This is a genomic window from Ruegeria sp. F12 (genome assembly GCF_056533885.1).
Map to the genome: position 1 here is coordinate 333,870 of NZ_JBQFOV010000004.1, position 14,626 is coordinate 348,495.

Below are 14,626 nucleotides of genomic sequence, written 5' to 3' on the forward strand. Positions count from 1 at the left end.
TTTCTTATGAACTTAGCTTTCGACCTTCCGCAGCTTCTCTTCATCCAGCATCGTCGCGAGGATCATACCGACCGAGACCGAGATGGCGGCGAAGACAAAGGCCATGTTCATGCCGCTGTCAAACGCCGATGCGATAGCGGTTTTCACCTGTTCGGCCTCTGTCGGGGTCAGCTTGGCCATCACGGTTTTGGCGGAATCGGTAGTCAGCGTGCCGCCGTTGATGGCCCTTTGATCCGCATCGGACATTTTGATGCCATCCACCGCAAGCTGTTTGCCAAGGCTGGAGAGGCTGGTGGCATACATGATCGCGGTGGCGAACGCGACTGAGATGGCACCATAGACGAGATGGGTCATGAAGCTTAACCCGCCAACAAGCCCGGCGCGTTCGGGTTTGACCGCACTGACCGCAGCCGTACCCGATGGCCCCACTGTCAGCGTTGCGCCCAGCCCGATCATGGCCATGCCGGGCAGGATCTGGAAATAGCCCAGCCCTGCAGGCATCACCACGATGCTGAGCGCCCCTACGGTGGCAATGAGATAGCCCCAGAACAACAGCCGCTTCGGCCCGAAGTCGTTATAAAGCGTCCCAGAAACGATCGACCCGATCGCCAACAGTAAAGTCAGCGGGGCCAGCCCAAGCGCTGAATGAAAGACCGACCAGCCCAGAACCTTCTGCATATATTGCGGGAAATACAGCAGCCCGACAAAGGCGGCTGAGACGTTGAACATGTTCAGACCCAGCGTGATCAGAAACTCTCGGTTCTGCATCATTTGGGGCAGCAGCAGCGGCTCTTTCACACGCTTTTCGATTATGGGGAAAGACAGGAACAGCACGGCGCTGACGAAGAACACCATCAGCAGTGGCGGGGAGGCCCAACCCCAATCCGCGCCCACATCCAGTCCGTAAAGCAGCAGCAGGACCGCCAAGGACAATAGAACCATTCCGGCGATGTCCAGATGCTCACCCTGTTTGTGCTGTTTTTCACGCTCCATCAGGATCAGTGCCGTAATCATCGAGATGGTCGAGAATATGACATTGGCCAGGAAGAACAGCCTCCAATCACCGAAACTGACCGCTGCGCCGCTGATCAAGGGACCAAACACATTGCCACTGGTGACACCCGCCAAGATCATGCCCATGACCAAGGCCCGCTGTTCAGGCTTGGCGATCTTGGTGGCGCCAAAGGCCAGCGCGCAAGGCCAAACACAACCTGCGCCGATACCTTGCAAGGCGCGCGAGAGGATCAGGAAATCGAGGCTGGGGGACAGAAAACACATGACCGAAGAAAACAGAAAGATCGACAGCCCGATCAGCATCATTTTGCGGTGGCCGAACATGTCCCCCATCCGGCCTCCGGCCACCATGGTCATGGCAAAGAACAGGGCGTAGATGTTTAACACCCATTGGGTCGAGGTGATGTCCGCGTCAAAGCTGTTTTCGATCGCGGGGACCAGTATCAAGGCGCCGGTAAAGTCGATCCCGATGCCAAACCCTGTCACCATCAGGGCGATGACCTTGATAATACTCGTCCGGTCCATACCAATACTCCACCAATCGCCTATCGGTTCATGATGCACGGAAAACGCTGGAAAGATAGGGGCTTGGGTCGCAGGCGTCAGGTATCGGACTGTTGCGACCGGCGAAAGGCGCGTTTCAGAAGGTCCAGTTCCGCGCGCAGCAGGTCAATCTCGGCCCGCAGATCGTCCGCCGCAGGAACCCCTGCAATGATGGTGAAATCGCCCAGTTTTTCCGAACTGTCCCGATCTAGGATGACAAAGCTGTGCACCCCGTCCGACAGAGCCGAGTTCGGGACGGGAATAGCCAGCGCCCAGCCATCGGGCGAGGCGGTCAGAGTTACGCCGTCCAACACCTCATCCCGGTAGTGAACTGAGACGTGCGGCTCGGCTGAGGATGTGATCAGCCCTTGCCAGATTCCGTTTTCCAGTCTGAGCGGCGTCAGGATGGGGTGCGTCATGATATGGGCCTCATAAATCGGCGCGATGGTGGCGGCAGAAGGTCAGTTCGCGCACAAAAATGCGGTTCATCGTCGGGGCGTCAAAGATGAGATCTAGCCAGATCTTGTCGATCCGCCGCTCGTTCAGGGGGAGGTGGGCCAAATCGAAATCGACCCCGCCTGTTCGGTTTGGGTCTAACTCCCTGAGAACCTGTTCGGTATTGGGGCCGTGCTGGATGTTCAAACGGGCCATTCCGTGTGTATCGCGTTCCGCCTCGATCTGCGCATCGACCCGTATCAGGTGCTGCTTGGTCAGACCCTGCGCGGCATCTGCGGGCAACGCGACGGACAGGGACAGAAAGGAGCCTGCGAATTCGAACACCTCGAGACTGAGCCCAAAGGGTGCCAGATCATTGTCGCGCCGGTTGCGCGTCTGGCGCAGGCTGATTTCCGACAGCGCGCAGTCGTGAAACAAGGTAGTCTGACCGTCCAACGGTGTTCTGCGCGGGGCCGAGGCCAGCCCGCTGCGCGACAGCGGTTCGCGCCAGAGGTCGGGGCGCCAGCTCCAATCTGTGCCAAGGGGTTTGGCGAATTGGTTTGATCCGATCAGGGGCCGCGTCAAACGGCCATCCGCCGCATGGATCAACCGGTCCAGATCGGCGCGCAGCTTGCGCGCTTCGTCTCGCTGGTGGCGCAACTCGGCGGGGGGTGTGTGCCCGGCCATCTGTGCGGCCTGCCGCCAACGGGCCTGCACCTTGCGGAAAATATAGCGATCCAGAAATTTGCCCATGGTCCCCGTCATCTTTTGTTGACCACTGTTTAGTCAATGACGGTGGTTAGGATAAAGCCGAAACCCGGAAATATCGCGTTAATTCCGACGGAACAGTCGGGTTTCGGCTGGGCAGGCGGGTTGCGATCTGATACCCGCAGGGCCGTTCTTGCAATCGCGTGGACCAATGCGTACCGTCCGGCACCTGATTGCTGTAGATCATCCGAAAAAGCGCGTATCAAAAAACTTGAGGCAAGGCCGGGGTATGGAACCCACTCTTTTTTCGTTCATTTGGAAGTATTCGAAGAAACAACAGGTTGTGCTGTTGGTGCTGACGGTTCTGTCCTTCCCGTTTCTCTACGCCTCGTTGGAGTTGCCCAAGCAGATCATCAACGATGCCATCGGTGCGCCCAGCGATACGGTGACGGTGCTGGGGATCTCGTTCACACAGGTCCAGTATCTCTTGATTCTGTGCTGCGCGTTCTTGCTGACGGTGATCATCAGCGGGCTGATGAAGATGCGCATCAACACGATGAAGGGCATTCTGGCCGAACGGATGCTGCGTCGGCTGCGGTTTACACTGATCCACCGTACCATGCGCTTCCCAAAATCCTATTTCCAGACCACCAGCCAGGGTGAGCTGGTGTCGATGATCACCTCCGAGGCAGAGCCGATGGGAGGGTTGATGGGCGATGCGATTGCCCAGCCGGTGTTCCAGTTCGGGCAGATGATGACCATCGTCACCTTTCTGTTTATGCAAAGCGTTTGGTTCGGATTGGCCAGCATCGCGCTGATCCCGCTGCAAGCGTGGATCATTCCCAAGCTGCAACGGCAGATCAACCTGCTGAACAAGGACCGCATCCAGGAGGTGCGTCATCTGAGTTCGGAAATCGGCGAAAGTGCCGCGGGCATCAGTGATCTACGCACCAATGGGGGCTGGCGATATCGTCTGGCGCTGTTCAGTCATCGGTTGGGCACCTTGTTCGAGATCCGGTTCAAGATCTACAACAAGAAATTCTTCATGAAATTTCTCAACAATCTGATCACTCAGATGACGCCGTTCCTGTTCTATTCGGTTGGCGGCTATCTGGCGATCAAAGGAGAGGTTACGGTGGGCGCGCTGGTTGCGGCGCTGGGGGCCTACAAGGATCTGAGCGGCCCGTGGAAGGATTTGCTGACTTATTACAATCAGGTGCAGGATATGTCTCTGCGCTGGGAAATCGTGACCGAGCGGTTCGCGCCGGACAATATGATTCCAGAAAACCTGTTCGTGGGCGAGCCAGAGACGATTCCACACCTTACGGGCGTAATTCAGTTGCGCAACGTGACAGTCCGCGACGATGACGGCAAAACGATCCTTGAAGATATCGACCTGACGATCCCCAAGGGCGCGCGGGTTGCGATCCAATCTTCGAACGCGGCCGAGCGCAGTGCGTTGGCTCAGGTCCTCACGCGCGAGTTGCTTCCGGTGCAAGGCGATGTGACCATTGGCGGGCACGATCTGCAAGGGTTGCATCAGGCGGTGATCGCGGCCCGGATAGGCTATGCCTATTCGCGGCCCTATCTGTTCGACGGGACCTTGGGGGACAATCTGCTGATGCCCCTGCGCACCCGTCCGAAACATGCAGAAGAGGCCCAAAAAGCGCCGACACGTTGGCAGATCGAAGCGGAACGCGCCGGAAACCCGGTAGATTCCCTGTCGGACGAGTGGATCGATCCCGCGCTGGCCGGGTTGGAGGATATCGACGACATCCGGGACTGGTGGTTCCAGCTGGTCGAATCCATGGGCATTGACGAGTTCATGTTCCGTCGGACGTTGCGGTCTCAGTTCGATCCGGTGCAGCACCCGTCGTTGGCGCGTGAAATTGTCGATCTGCGCGGCCGCGTGGCCGAGCGGTTACAGGAAAAGGGGCTGGACCGGTATGTCTACCGCTTCGACCCGGATCTGTTCAACCCGGCGGTTCCATTGGGGGGCAACCTGCTTTACGCCGCGCCGTCGCATGATATTTCGCCCGATATTCTGGCGGGCGACCGGCGGTTCATGTCGATGTTGCGGGCACATGATTTGGATGACGACGCGATGGGGATCTCCAGCGCGGTGCTGAAGACACTGAACCGAACGTTCGGACGGGATGGCACCGATCACCCGCTATTCCTGAGGTTGGGCATGACCAAGGACATGTATTACCGCCTGCTGGATATCGAGGAACGGCGCAAGCTGAAGGGTGAGGCCGGGATCACCGATCAAGAACGCGCGCTGCTGTTGACCGTTCCTTTCCTGTTAACGGCGGAACAGATTGGCCCCGATTTCCCCGACGAATACAAAGAGAAAATTCTGGCCATCCGCAGCGGACAGGCGGACCGTCTGCGCGCGCATCTGAAGGGCATGTTCATCCCCGTCACGCCTGACGCCTATATCGAGCGTATGACGGTCATTGAGAATGCGCTCTTTGGCCGTATCTCGTTGATGGCGGGCGCGCATGCGGATGAGATCGAGGATGTGGTGGCCGATATCTTGAACGAGGCCGGTCTGCGCCGTCGTGCGGCGGCGATCATCTATGACTTGCCCTCGGGGCTGGGCGGAAACAACCTGCCGACGGTGTTTCAAGAGCGCGCCGCCTTTTCGCGCGCTGGAATCAAGCGGCCCGATGTCTTAATCTTGGACAAGGCGCTGGCCAGCCACGATTCCGAAAGCCGACTGCGGACGCGGTTGAAACTGCGAGAGCTGTTGCCTGACTCGATCATGATCTTCATGGAAGATCACTTTGCCCATCCCGAGGCTTACGACCTGTTTGTCGAGATCAAGGATGGCCGTATCGACGGCGTCTCCAAGACGCGAACCCTGGACGAGGTGGACACGACTGAAGATCTCAGCCGCAAGCTCAAGATCATATCCTCGACCGAGCTGTTCGCCGGCATGGATGGCCGCAACCAGCGCCTGCTGGCTTTTTCGGCGCAATGGTACCATGCCACGGCTGGTCAGGTCATCTTTTCATGCGGTCAGGCACCGGATGCGGCCTATCTTTGCATCTCGGGCCGAGCCAGCCTGGAATGGCCCATTGAGGGCGGCACCTCGCGGCAGGTTTCGGTTATTGAACCGGGCCGTCTGATCGGGGATTTGTCCATCATCACTCGGGACCCCCGTCAGTTGGACCTTGTGGCGCTGGAGGAGTGTTCCTTCCTGCGCATTGGTGCCGAAGAGTTCCGCGCCGTGGTCGACAGCGACGCGGGTGTTGCCGTTCAGTTGCTTGAAACTGTTGCCGGGTATCTGACCTCACTGGCCAACCGGGTGAACGAGACCAAGGACCCAACCATCTTCCTGGAAGATCCCGGCCAGCCCGAGAGCGTAAATGAACGTGCCTGAGATCAGCTCGCCCCGCTACGGGTCGCATGAACAGCTTGTGGCCCCGGCTCGGGCGCGCGCTGAGATTTGGCGTCTGTTGGCGGGGTTGGGCATCGTCGCAGCCGTTGTCATTGCCCTGAATCTGGCGCTTCTGATCGTCATTTCAGCTATAGGGTCCTACGAATGGGCCGAGGCGTTTTTGTCCGGTTCCTCACCGTTGTCCATGTTGGTTCTGCTGAGCAGTTTCGCCTTTGTGACATTGGGCGTTCGACTGGCGGTCCGCCGTCTTCACCAAAGGTCGCTCGCGTCTGTTTTGGGCCCACTAGGTCAAAGTGTTGCACAGTTCTGGGTCGTCTTGCGCGCATTGGTGGTGCTTGGTGTCGTCATCACGGTGTTGCCGCCATATGATATGGGGGCCGCTTTCGTTCCGAATCTGGCCTTGTCGACATGGCTGTTGTTTCTGCCCCTGTCTTTAGGTGCAGTTCTGATTCAAACCAGCGCAGAAGAGTTTTTGTTTCGCGGCTATATGCAACAAGCCCTCGCTGCGCGATTCCGGTCGCCTGCGGTGTGGATACTCGTCCCATCTTTGCTGTTCGGAATAGGCCACTACGCCCCCGGTACCGCCGAAGGGAACGCCGGGCTGATTGCGCTTTGGTCTATCATGTTTGGCGTTTTCGCGGCTGATCTCACCGCGCGCTCAGGCACGTTGGGCCCTGCGATAGCACTCCATTTCTTCAACAATACCGTGGCGTTGCTGTTCATATCGTTGCCCGACAGCCTAAGCGGCCTTGCCCTTTTCCACCTGCCTTACGACATGTCCGATACCGGTATATTGCGGCAATGGCTTTACGTGGATTTCGCCATCATGACCGTCAGTTGGCTGACCGCGCGCCTGGCACTCAGGCGTTGATTGCATTTCTTTCCGTTGCGCCTTATTTGACGTCAAAGCCGCATTAGCAAGGTTCCGACATGAACTGGATCACAAACTACGTCCGCCCCCGGATCAATTCGATCTTTTCGCGCCGCGAGGTTCCCGAAAACCTTTGGCACAAATGCGATGAATGCGGAACGATGTTGTTTCACCGCGAACTGGCGGCAAACCAGAATGTTTGCACCCAATGCGATCATCACATGGCGATCACCCCACGGGAACGCTTTGCTCACCTGTTCGACGGCGGTATCTTTACCGAGGTAGAGGTCCCTGCGCCCAAAGACGACCCGCTGCAGTTCCGCGATCAGAAGAAATACCCCGACCGCATGAAGGCGGCGCAGAAAAAGACCGGCGAGAAAGAGGCGATGCTGGTCGCTGCTGGTGAAATCGGCCGTACTCCGATCATCGCTGCGGCGCAGGACTTTTCCTTCATGGGCGGTTCGATGGGCATGTATGTTGGCAACGCCATCATCGCCGCCGCGCAAGAGGCTGTGAAGCTGAAACGCCCGTTGATCCTGTTTTCTGCTGCTGGGGGTGCGCGGATGCAGGAAGGCATCCTCAGCCTGATGCAAATGCCGCGCACGACTGTGGCGGTCGAGATGCTGAAAGAGGCGGGTCTGCCTTATATCGTCGTCCTAACTCACCCGACCACCGGTGGCGTCACCGCGTCCTATGCAATGTTGGGTGACGTGCACATTTCCGAACCCAACGCGCTGATCTGTTTTGCCGGGCCGCGCGTGATCGAACAAACCATCCGTGAAAAACTGCCAGAAGGCTTTCAGCGCGCTGAGTATCTGCTGGATCACGGTATGCTGGACCGCGTCACCAAGCGCACCGAAATGCGGGACGAGTTGATCACCATCACCCGGATGCTGCTGAACCAGCCGCCGGCAGTGAAAGGCGATCTGCCCGCGCCAGCTCCGGAAGAAGCACAGCCCGAAGCACTGGCTGAACCTGCGGACGAAAAATGACCTCACCGTCTTCTGACGTCATCCTCGACCGGATGATGGCACTGCATCCCAAGATCATTGACCTGACCTTGGATCGGGTGTGGCGTCTGCTGGCCGCGCTGGATAACCCGCAAGAAATGCTGCCCCCGGCGATCCATATCGCCGGGACCAACGGCAAAGGCTCAACCCAGGCGATGATCCGCGCAGGGCTCGAAGGAGCAGGGCTGTCGGCGCATGCCTATACCTCGCCGCATCTGGCCCGGTTCCACGAACGTATCCGCTTGGCCGGAGAGCTGATCTCGGAACCGGCCCTGACCGAGGTGCTCGACGAGTGTTACGCCGCCAATAACGGCGAAAACATCACTTATTTCGAGATCACGACCTGCGCCGCCCTTCTGGCTTTTGCGCGCACACGGGCCCATTACACTCTGCTCGAAGTGGGTCTTGGCGGGCGTCTAGACGCCACCAATGTGATCCACGAACCCGCAGTTACGGTGATCACGCCCGTGTCCATCGACCACGAACAGTTCCTTGGCAATACGCTGGGCAAGATCGCGGCGGAAAAGGCCGGGATCATCAAACCCGGCGTGCCCTGCATCGTCGGACCCCAACCCGATGAAGCGCTCGAGGTCATAGAATACACCGCCGCCCGTCTTGGCGCGCCGCTGCTGGTTTACGGCCAGCACTGGCATGTACACGAGGAAAACGGACGCCTGATCTATCAGGACGAAACGGGTCTGCGCGACCTGCCTCTGCCAAACCTGTTGGGCGCGCACCAGATCCAGAACGCAGGTGCCGCGCTGGCGGTCCTGCGCCACCTGAACCTGGGCGATGACGCCTATGAGGCCGCCGTCACCCGCGCCGAATGGCCAGCCCGGATGCAGCGCCTGAAAACCGGCCCGCTCGTTGATGCCGCTCCCCAAGCAGAGCTATGGCTGGACGGAGGCCACAACGCCGCCGCCGGGATCGCCTTGGCCGATGTGCTGGCGAAACTGCCTAAATGCCCCACCCATATGATCTGCGGGATGCTCAACACCAAGGACGTCACCGGATACCTGGCTCCACTGGCCGCACAGGCCCAAAGCCTGACTGCCGTTTCCATACCGGGAGAAGCCGCCACGCTTAGCGCCGAAGACACCGCATCCGCGGCCGCCAAAGTCAATCTGCCGGCCACTACTGCAAACAGTGTCATGGATGCTTTAACCGCCATCGTCACGGATGACCCGCAAGCCCGCGTCCTGATCTGCGGCTCGCTCTATCTGGCTGGTCACATCCTACGCGAAAACGGCTAACTCCCGATCCGTGCCGCTTCATCTGGCCAAAAATATCCCGGGGGAGGCGCGCAAAGCGCGTCGGGGGCAGAGCCCCCTATGTCCCCCAATCTTGTGCTTGCATCTCACGTAGACGCGAGGCAGTCCGTTCAAATTCAAACGTCCCTTCACCCTCGACATACAACATCTCAGGTTCCGCGGCCGCCGAGCAAATCAATCGCACCTTCGCCTCGTAAAGCGCGTCAATCAACGTCACAAAGCGTTTCGCCTCGTTAAAATTGTTGCGCGACAGGCGGGGAATGTCCTCCAACACAAGCACTTTGATGGCTTCTGCAATGGCCAGATAATCCGCAGGCCCCAACATCCGCCCGCATAGATCGTAGAAGCTGGCGCGCGCCACCCCATTCCGAAACGCCGGTAGCTCGACCGCGCGACCATTGACCTGCAAAACCAAGGGATCAGCCTGACCCCCGGACAAGTCCTGCCACACAGCCCGAACGCTCTGCCGCGCCTCAGGTCCAATCGGGGTGAAATAGACCGGCGCTCCTTCCAAACGGTTCTGGCGATAGTCGGTGGGCGAGACCAACTCCCACACCTGAAGCTGTTCCTTGATATGCGCGATGAACGGCAGGAACAGCTGCCGGTTCAGGCCATCCTTATACAAATCGTCCGGGTGCCTGTTCGAGGTCGTGATCACCGCCACCCCGCCCGCATGCAGCAGGTCGAACAGACGTCCCACAATCATTGCATCGGTGATATCGGTGATCTGCATCTCATCAAAAGCCAGCAGGCGGACGGATTTCACAACCGCATCGGCCACCGGGGCCAACGCATCCTCGACCCCATCGGCGCGGGCTTTGTGCATCCCGGCATGGATTTCCTGCATGAAGGCATGAAAATGAACGCGTCGTGCGGGAATATCCTCGAGCGCATCGACAAACATGTCCATCAGCATCGACTTGCCGCGCCCAACGCCGCCCCACAGATACAACCCCTGCGGTGCAGGTGGGGCCTTGCGGAAAAATCCGCGTTTAACCGGGGCGGCCAGAGCCTGACGGATACGTTCGAAATGAGGAAGAACAGCCTCTTGCGCATCGTCTCGGGTCAGGCTGCCATCGGCAATGCGTGCCTCGTAAAGCGAAATCAAATCCGTCATATTCCGAGGCATACCCGCCGCGCAGCCCGTTGAAAAGCGGCCATTCCCGCGACGCATCAATTTTGCTGATCCGAAGTCCCAAAACTCCTGAATTGACCACGTCAAGATTTCCTCTACCGTCCTTGGACCGAACCGTCCGAGGGCCCAATGCCGCAATACGAACGCCTGCTGAACCCGATCCTGATCGTTGGCTGCATCATCATCACGGTTAGCTTTGCCGTACGCGCGTCGTTCGGGGTGTTCCAGATTCCGATCGCCGACGAATTCGGCTGGTTGCGCACCGACTTCTCGATGGCGATTGCGATTCAGAACCTGGCCTGGGGGATCGGCCAGCCGATCTTTGGTGCGCTTGCGGAAAAAATTGGTGACAGGCGCGCGATTGTTCTTGGAGCGTTGACTTATGCCGCGGGCATGGTCCTGACCGCGTGGTCGGTGACACCGTTCGAACATCAACTATACGCTTGGCTTGTAGGTTTTGGCATTGCCGGAACCGGGTTTGGTGTAATCCTGGCTGTTGTCGGGCGGGCGTCTTCGGATCAGAACCGCTCGATGTCTCTGGCTATCGTGACGGCAGCGGGCAGTTTTGGACAGGTCCTTGGCGCCCCCGCAGCCGAATGGATGCTGAGCTTTCTGCCCTGGCAGCAGGTTTTCATCATCTTTGCGCTGCTTATTCTGGCCCTTGTCCTGACCTTGCCTTTCATGCGCGCGCCGCAAGCGGCCACCAAGGCCGAGTTGCAGGACAGCATGGGTGAAATCCTGGCGCGCGCTTTCCGAGACCCATCTTACGCGCTCATTTTTCTAGGCTTTTTTAGCTGTGGCTACCAATTGGGTTTCATCACCGCCCATTTCCCCGCCTTCGTGACTGAGATGTGTGGGCCGATCCAACCAGGAGGAGTACTGCACGCCGTCGGGATCACGACAACATCGGCGCTGGGGGCTGTGTCGATTTCTCTGATCGGTCTGGCTAATATAGGCGGCACACTGGTAGCGGGTTGGGCGGGTAGCCGCTTTCCCAAGAAATATCTGTTGGCCGGGGTCTACACGGCGCGGACACTTGCGGCCGCTGTCTTCATCGTCTTTCCGATTACACCGATCTCTGTCATCGTCTTTTCTCTGGTCATGGGGTCGCTATGGCTGGCCACAATCCCGCTGACATCAGGGCTGGTCGCTCATCTTTATGGGTTGCGGTATATGGGTACGCTCTACGGGATCATCTTTTTCAGTCACCAGATTGGTAGTTTTTTGGGCATTTGGTTGGGGGGCCGCATGTATGACGCTTATGGCGACTACACGATGGTCTGGTGGATCGGCGTTGCCATCGGTGCTTTCAGCGCAATCGTTCACCTGCCCATCCGCGAAAACCGTACCCCTGTTCCAGCGTGACCATGGCCTTAAAACCCGCAGCGCGACACGCGCTGCCCGGCCCAACCGGAGGTGACGCATCTTTGATGCGGCTTCGACGGGCGGGAGCGCTACGCCCTTTGTGCCGCGCGTAACTCCCGTTCCAAAGCGTCCAGAAACCGGGATCGGTCGGCCCTGTTGAACGGTTTCCCTCCGCCACCAGCGCCCAGCGGATTGGCCGCACGCAGGTCGGCCATCAGATCGCGCATCGCCAGTTGCTGGCCGATATTGGCGGCGGTGAAGGCCTCGCCATTGGGGCGGAGAACCCGAGCACCGGCGTCGACGCATTTCGCGGCCAGCGGGATGTCGGACGTCACCACCACATCGCCGACACCGCAGCGCTCGGCTATCCACTTGTCCGCCTCGTCCGCGCCCTCAGATACGACCACAACCTGTACCAAAGGATTGGCCGAGGGGCGCAAACCCCCATTTGACACCAGTGCCATCGGTACCTTGTGCCGGGTCGCCACACGTTCGGCCTCGGCTTTTACCGGGCAGGCATCGGCATCGATATAAAGCGTGGTCACGCCTTTTTCGCCTGTTTCGCTGCGGGTTTTTTCTTGACCTTGAACTCTTCGGGAATGGGCATTCGGTTGAACGCATCCAGCCCGGCGATTTTATAGGCTTCGGCCAGTGTCGGATAGTTGAATGTGTTCTGCACAAAATAGTCCACGGTGCCCTTCAGGTTCAGCACGGCCTGCGCGATGTGGATCAGCTCGGTTGCGCCTTCACCGACGATCTGCACCCCCAGCACCCGGCGGGTCTTCAGCGAGAACAGCATCTTCAGCATCCCGTGCTCCAGTCCCATGATGTGCCCGCGCGAGGTTTCGCGGAACCGCGCCACGCCGACCTCATAGGGGATACCGCGTTCTTGAAGCTCTTCCTCGGACATGCCGCAGGTAGAAATCTCGGGGACGGAGTAGATGCCGTAGGGGTACCACGGGCTTTCCGGCAGGGTTGGGGTCTCCAGCGCATGACAGGCCGCGACGCGACCTTGCTGTAGAGATGTGGATGCCAGAGAGGGATGCCCGATCACGTCGCCCGTCGCATATATATGCGGCACAGCGGTTTGATAAGTCTTGCGATCCACCGTGATCCGGTTGCGGTGATCTGTCTCCAGACCCACCGCCGACAGGTTCAGGGCCGATGTCGCGCCCATGCGCCCGGCGGCAAACAACAGCATCTCTGCCCGCACGTGGCGGCCATTGTCCAGCGTGACTTCCACATGGCCGCCGGCATCCTCGATCTTTTCGACCGCCGAACCCAACCGCAAGTCCACGCCGTTTTCGCGGATCTGATGGGTGAAATCGTGGATCAACCGGCTGTCGATGAAGTCCAGAAAGGTCTCGCGCGGCTCGATCAACGTGACCCGCACATCCAGCGCCGAGAACATGGTGGCATATTCCACCCCGATCACGCCCGCGCCGATCACGCAGAGCGACCGGGGGATCTCGTCCATTTCAAGAAAATCGTCGCCGTCCACCACGGTCTTGCCGTTGAAGGGCACATAATCGGGCCGGTAGGTCTTGGTTCCGGTGGCGATCAGGAACTTGGCGGCTGTCAGCCGGGTCGTCTTGCCCGCATCCGTTGCAACCTCGATCTCATGCGGGCCGACGAATTTCGCCAGACCGTTCAGCGTTTCCACGTGGTTGCGGTTGAACTGGTGTTCCAGAACATCGACCTCGTGATCCAGCGTCATGTGCAACCGGGCCTTGAGGTCCTCGGCCCGGATTTGGTCTTTCACCCGATAGGACCGCCCATAGAAACTGCGCTCGCGCCAGCCCGAGAGGTTCAGCACGGTTTCCCGCAGGGTCTTCGACGGGATCGTACCGGTGTGAACCGAAACGCCGCCCAAGCGGTCTTTGCGGTCGATCACCAGCACCCGGCGTTGCAGTTTGCCTGCCTGAATCGCAGCCGCCCGCCCCGAAGGGCCAGACCCGATGATGATCAGGTCGTAGTCGAAATCGCTCATGCGTTAGTCTCCGTACAGCGCCTCGGCGTGGAAGTTGATATGATCTTCCATGAAGGTCGACACAAAGAAATACGAATGGTCATAACCCGGTTGTAGCCGGAAGGTTGCCTGTTGGCGACGCTCAGCAATCGCCTGCGCCAGCGCCTCGGGGCGCAGCAGGTCCATGAATTGATCGCTGGCCCCGGTGTCGATCAGGATGGGGCCGTCAAAGCCTTTTTCCTTCATCATCAGCGAGGCGTCATGTTTGGTCCATGCGGCCTCATCATCACCTAGATAGGCGCTCAACTGCTTGCGACCCCAATCGGCCCCCGTCGGGTTCGAGATCGGCGCAAAAGCCGAGACTGAGCGATAGCGCCCCGGCAGGTTCATTGCCAGCGTCAGCGCGCCATGACCGCCCATCGAATGGCCGGAGATGGCCTGACGCTCCATGTCTATGGCAAAGTTTTCAGCCAGCAGGGCGGGTAGTTCCTCGGCCACGTAATCCCACATGTTGAAATGCGGGGCCCAGGGGGTTTGGGTCGCGTTCACGTAAAAGCCCGCACCTTGGCCCAGATCGTAGTCCTCGTGATCGGCCACGCCCTCACCACGCGGAGAGGTGTCGGGAAACACAACCGCAATCCCTTGTTCTGCCGCCCACGCCTGCGCGCCCGCTTTGGTCATCGCGTTTTCATGGGTGCAGGTCAGGCCCGAAAGATACCACAGGACTGGAACTGGGCCGTCCTTGGCCTCGGCAGGCAGAAACAGGCCAAAGGTCATGTCGCATTGGCAAGCGGTCGAGGCATGGCGGTAGACGCCCTGTACGCCTCCGAAGCAGGTGTTTTCCGAAACGGTTTCCATCTGGCTTGTGTCCTTACATTGGGGTTGCGCCATGGCTAACC

General features: G+C 59.1%; 12 protein-coding genes. 5 read left to right on the forward strand and 7 right to left on the reverse strand.

Annotated elements, in window-relative coordinates:
* Positions 1 to 12: 12 nt before the first annotated feature.
* The 3 genes from ACR0CA_RS08245 to ACR0CA_RS08255 form a co-directional block, all read right to left on the reverse strand.
* Positions 13 to 1,539 carry an MFS transporter gene (locus ACR0CA_RS08245; protein WP_480505869.1) on the reverse strand — a complete coding sequence of 509 codons (1,527 nt, stop codon included), beginning with the start codon at positions 1,537 to 1,539 and terminating at the stop codon, positions 13 to 15.
* 77 nt (positions 1,540 to 1,616) lie between these two features.
* Positions 1,617 to 1,976, reverse strand: coding sequence for a hypothetical protein (locus ACR0CA_RS08250; RefSeq protein ID WP_170785606.1), 360 nt, complete (start codon positions 1,974 to 1,976; stop codon positions 1,617 to 1,619).
* A gap of 10 nt (positions 1,977 to 1,986) precedes the next feature.
* Complete coding sequence (locus ACR0CA_RS08255; RefSeq protein ID WP_480898231.1) at positions 1,987 to 2,745, reverse strand: DUF6478 family protein; 759 nt, start codon at positions 2,743 to 2,745, stop codon at positions 1,987 to 1,989.
* A gap of 244 nt (positions 2,746 to 2,989) precedes the next feature.
* On the opposite strand from ACR0CA_RS08255, the gene ACR0CA_RS08260 reads away from it, so the two are divergent.
* Genes ACR0CA_RS08260 through ACR0CA_RS08275 form a run of 4 tightly spaced genes read left to right on the forward strand, consistent with a single transcriptional unit; the run spans position 2,990 to position 9,240 of the window.
* Positions 2,990 to 6,088 carry an ABC transporter transmembrane domain-containing protein gene (locus ACR0CA_RS08260; protein WP_480898233.1) on the forward strand — a complete coding sequence of 1,033 codons (3,099 nt, stop codon included), beginning with the start codon at positions 2,990 to 2,992 and terminating at the stop codon, positions 6,086 to 6,088.
* Positions 6,075 to 6,977 (forward strand): CPBP family intramembrane glutamic endopeptidase, encoded by a 903-nt coding sequence (locus tag ACR0CA_RS08265; RefSeq protein ID WP_170773123.1) that lies wholly within the window; start codon positions 6,075 to 6,077, stop codon positions 6,975 to 6,977. The genes ACR0CA_RS08260 and ACR0CA_RS08265 overlap by 14 nt, the downstream gene beginning before the upstream one ends.
* A gap of 59 nt (positions 6,978 to 7,036) precedes the next feature.
* Positions 7,037 to 7,969 carry an acetyl-CoA carboxylase, carboxyltransferase subunit beta gene (accD, locus tag ACR0CA_RS08270; protein WP_170773120.1) on the forward strand — a complete coding sequence of 311 codons (933 nt, stop codon included), beginning with the start codon at positions 7,037 to 7,039 and terminating at the stop codon, positions 7,967 to 7,969.
* Positions 7,966 to 9,240, forward strand: coding sequence for a bifunctional folylpolyglutamate synthase/dihydrofolate synthase (locus tag ACR0CA_RS08275; protein WP_480898236.1), 1,275 nt, complete (start codon positions 7,966 to 7,968; stop codon positions 9,238 to 9,240). The genes accD and ACR0CA_RS08275 overlap by 4 nt, the downstream gene beginning before the upstream one ends.
* Positions 9,241 to 9,316: 76 nt before the next feature.
* Here ACR0CA_RS08275 and zapE read toward each other — a convergent pair whose 3' ends face one another.
* Positions 9,317 to 10,375: a cell division protein ZapE gene (zapE, locus tag ACR0CA_RS08280; RefSeq protein WP_480551092.1), complete on the reverse strand. Its 1,059-nt coding sequence runs from the start codon at positions 10,373 to 10,375 to the stop codon at positions 9,317 to 9,319.
* A 147-nt stretch (positions 10,376 to 10,522) separates the two neighbouring features.
* On the opposite strand from zapE, the gene ACR0CA_RS08285 reads away from it, so the two are divergent.
* Complete coding sequence (locus ACR0CA_RS08285; protein WP_480878289.1) at positions 10,523 to 11,758, forward strand: MFS transporter; 1,236 nt, start codon at positions 10,523 to 10,525, stop codon at positions 11,756 to 11,758.
* Between the two features lie 89 nt (positions 11,759 to 11,847).
* Here the strand turns inward: ACR0CA_RS08285 and ACR0CA_RS08290 are convergent, their stop codons facing one another.
* Genes ACR0CA_RS08290 through fghA form a run of 3 tightly spaced genes read right to left on the reverse strand, consistent with a single transcriptional unit; the run spans position 11,848 to position 14,585 of the window.
* Entirely contained in the window at positions 11,848 to 12,303 is a 456-nt protein-coding gene (locus ACR0CA_RS08290) for a YaiI/YqxD family protein (RefSeq protein WP_480859297.1), read from the reverse strand.
* Positions 12,300 to 13,748, reverse strand: a complete 1,449-nt coding sequence (sthA, locus tag ACR0CA_RS08295) for a Si-specific NAD(P)(+) transhydrogenase (protein ID WP_170785590.1) — start codon at positions 13,746 to 13,748, stop codon at positions 12,300 to 12,302. Before sthA ends, ACR0CA_RS08290 begins: the two co-directional genes overlap by 4 nt.
* A 3-nt stretch (positions 13,749 to 13,751) precedes the next feature.
* Positions 13,752 to 14,585, reverse strand: a complete 834-nt coding sequence (gene fghA, locus ACR0CA_RS08300; protein ID WP_480898240.1) for an S-formylglutathione hydrolase — start codon at positions 14,583 to 14,585, stop codon at positions 13,752 to 13,754.
* Between the last annotated feature and the right edge of the window lie 41 nt (positions 14,586 to 14,626).

Coding starts and splice junctions, on each gene's coding strand:
- ACR0CA_RS08245 (WP_480505869.1), bottom strand. CDS start 1,539: ATGGACCGGACGAGTATTATCAAGGTCATCGCCCTGATGGTGACAGGG.
- ACR0CA_RS08250 (WP_170785606.1), bottom strand. CDS start 1,976: ATGACGCACCCCATCCTGACGCCGCTCAGACTGGAAAACGGAATCTGG.
- ACR0CA_RS08255 (WP_480898231.1), bottom strand. CDS start 2,745: ATGGGCAAATTTCTGGATCGCTATATTTTCCGCAAGGTGCAGGCCCGT.
- ACR0CA_RS08260 (WP_480898233.1), top strand. CDS start 2,990: ATGGAACCCACTCTTTTTTCGTTCATTTGGAAGTATTCGAAGAAACAA.
- ACR0CA_RS08265 (WP_170773123.1), top strand. CDS start 6,075: ATGAACGTGCCTGAGATCAGCTCGCCCCGCTACGGGTCGCATGAACAG.
- accD (WP_170773120.1), top strand. CDS start 7,037: ATGAACTGGATCACAAACTACGTCCGCCCCCGGATCAATTCGATCTTT.
- ACR0CA_RS08275 (WP_480898236.1), top strand. CDS start 7,966: ATGACCTCACCGTCTTCTGACGTCATCCTCGACCGGATGATGGCACTG.
- zapE (WP_480551092.1), bottom strand. CDS start 10,375: ATGACGGATTTGATTTCGCTTTACGAGGCACGCATTGCCGATGGCAGC.
- ACR0CA_RS08285 (WP_480878289.1), top strand. CDS start 10,523: ATGCCGCAATACGAACGCCTGCTGAACCCGATCCTGATCGTTGGCTGC.
- sthA (WP_170785590.1), bottom strand. CDS start 13,748: ATGAGCGATTTCGACTACGACCTGATCATCATCGGGTCTGGCCCTTCG.
- fghA (WP_480898240.1), bottom strand. CDS start 14,585: ATGGAAACCGTTTCGGAAAACACCTGCTTCGGAGGCGTACAGGGCGTC.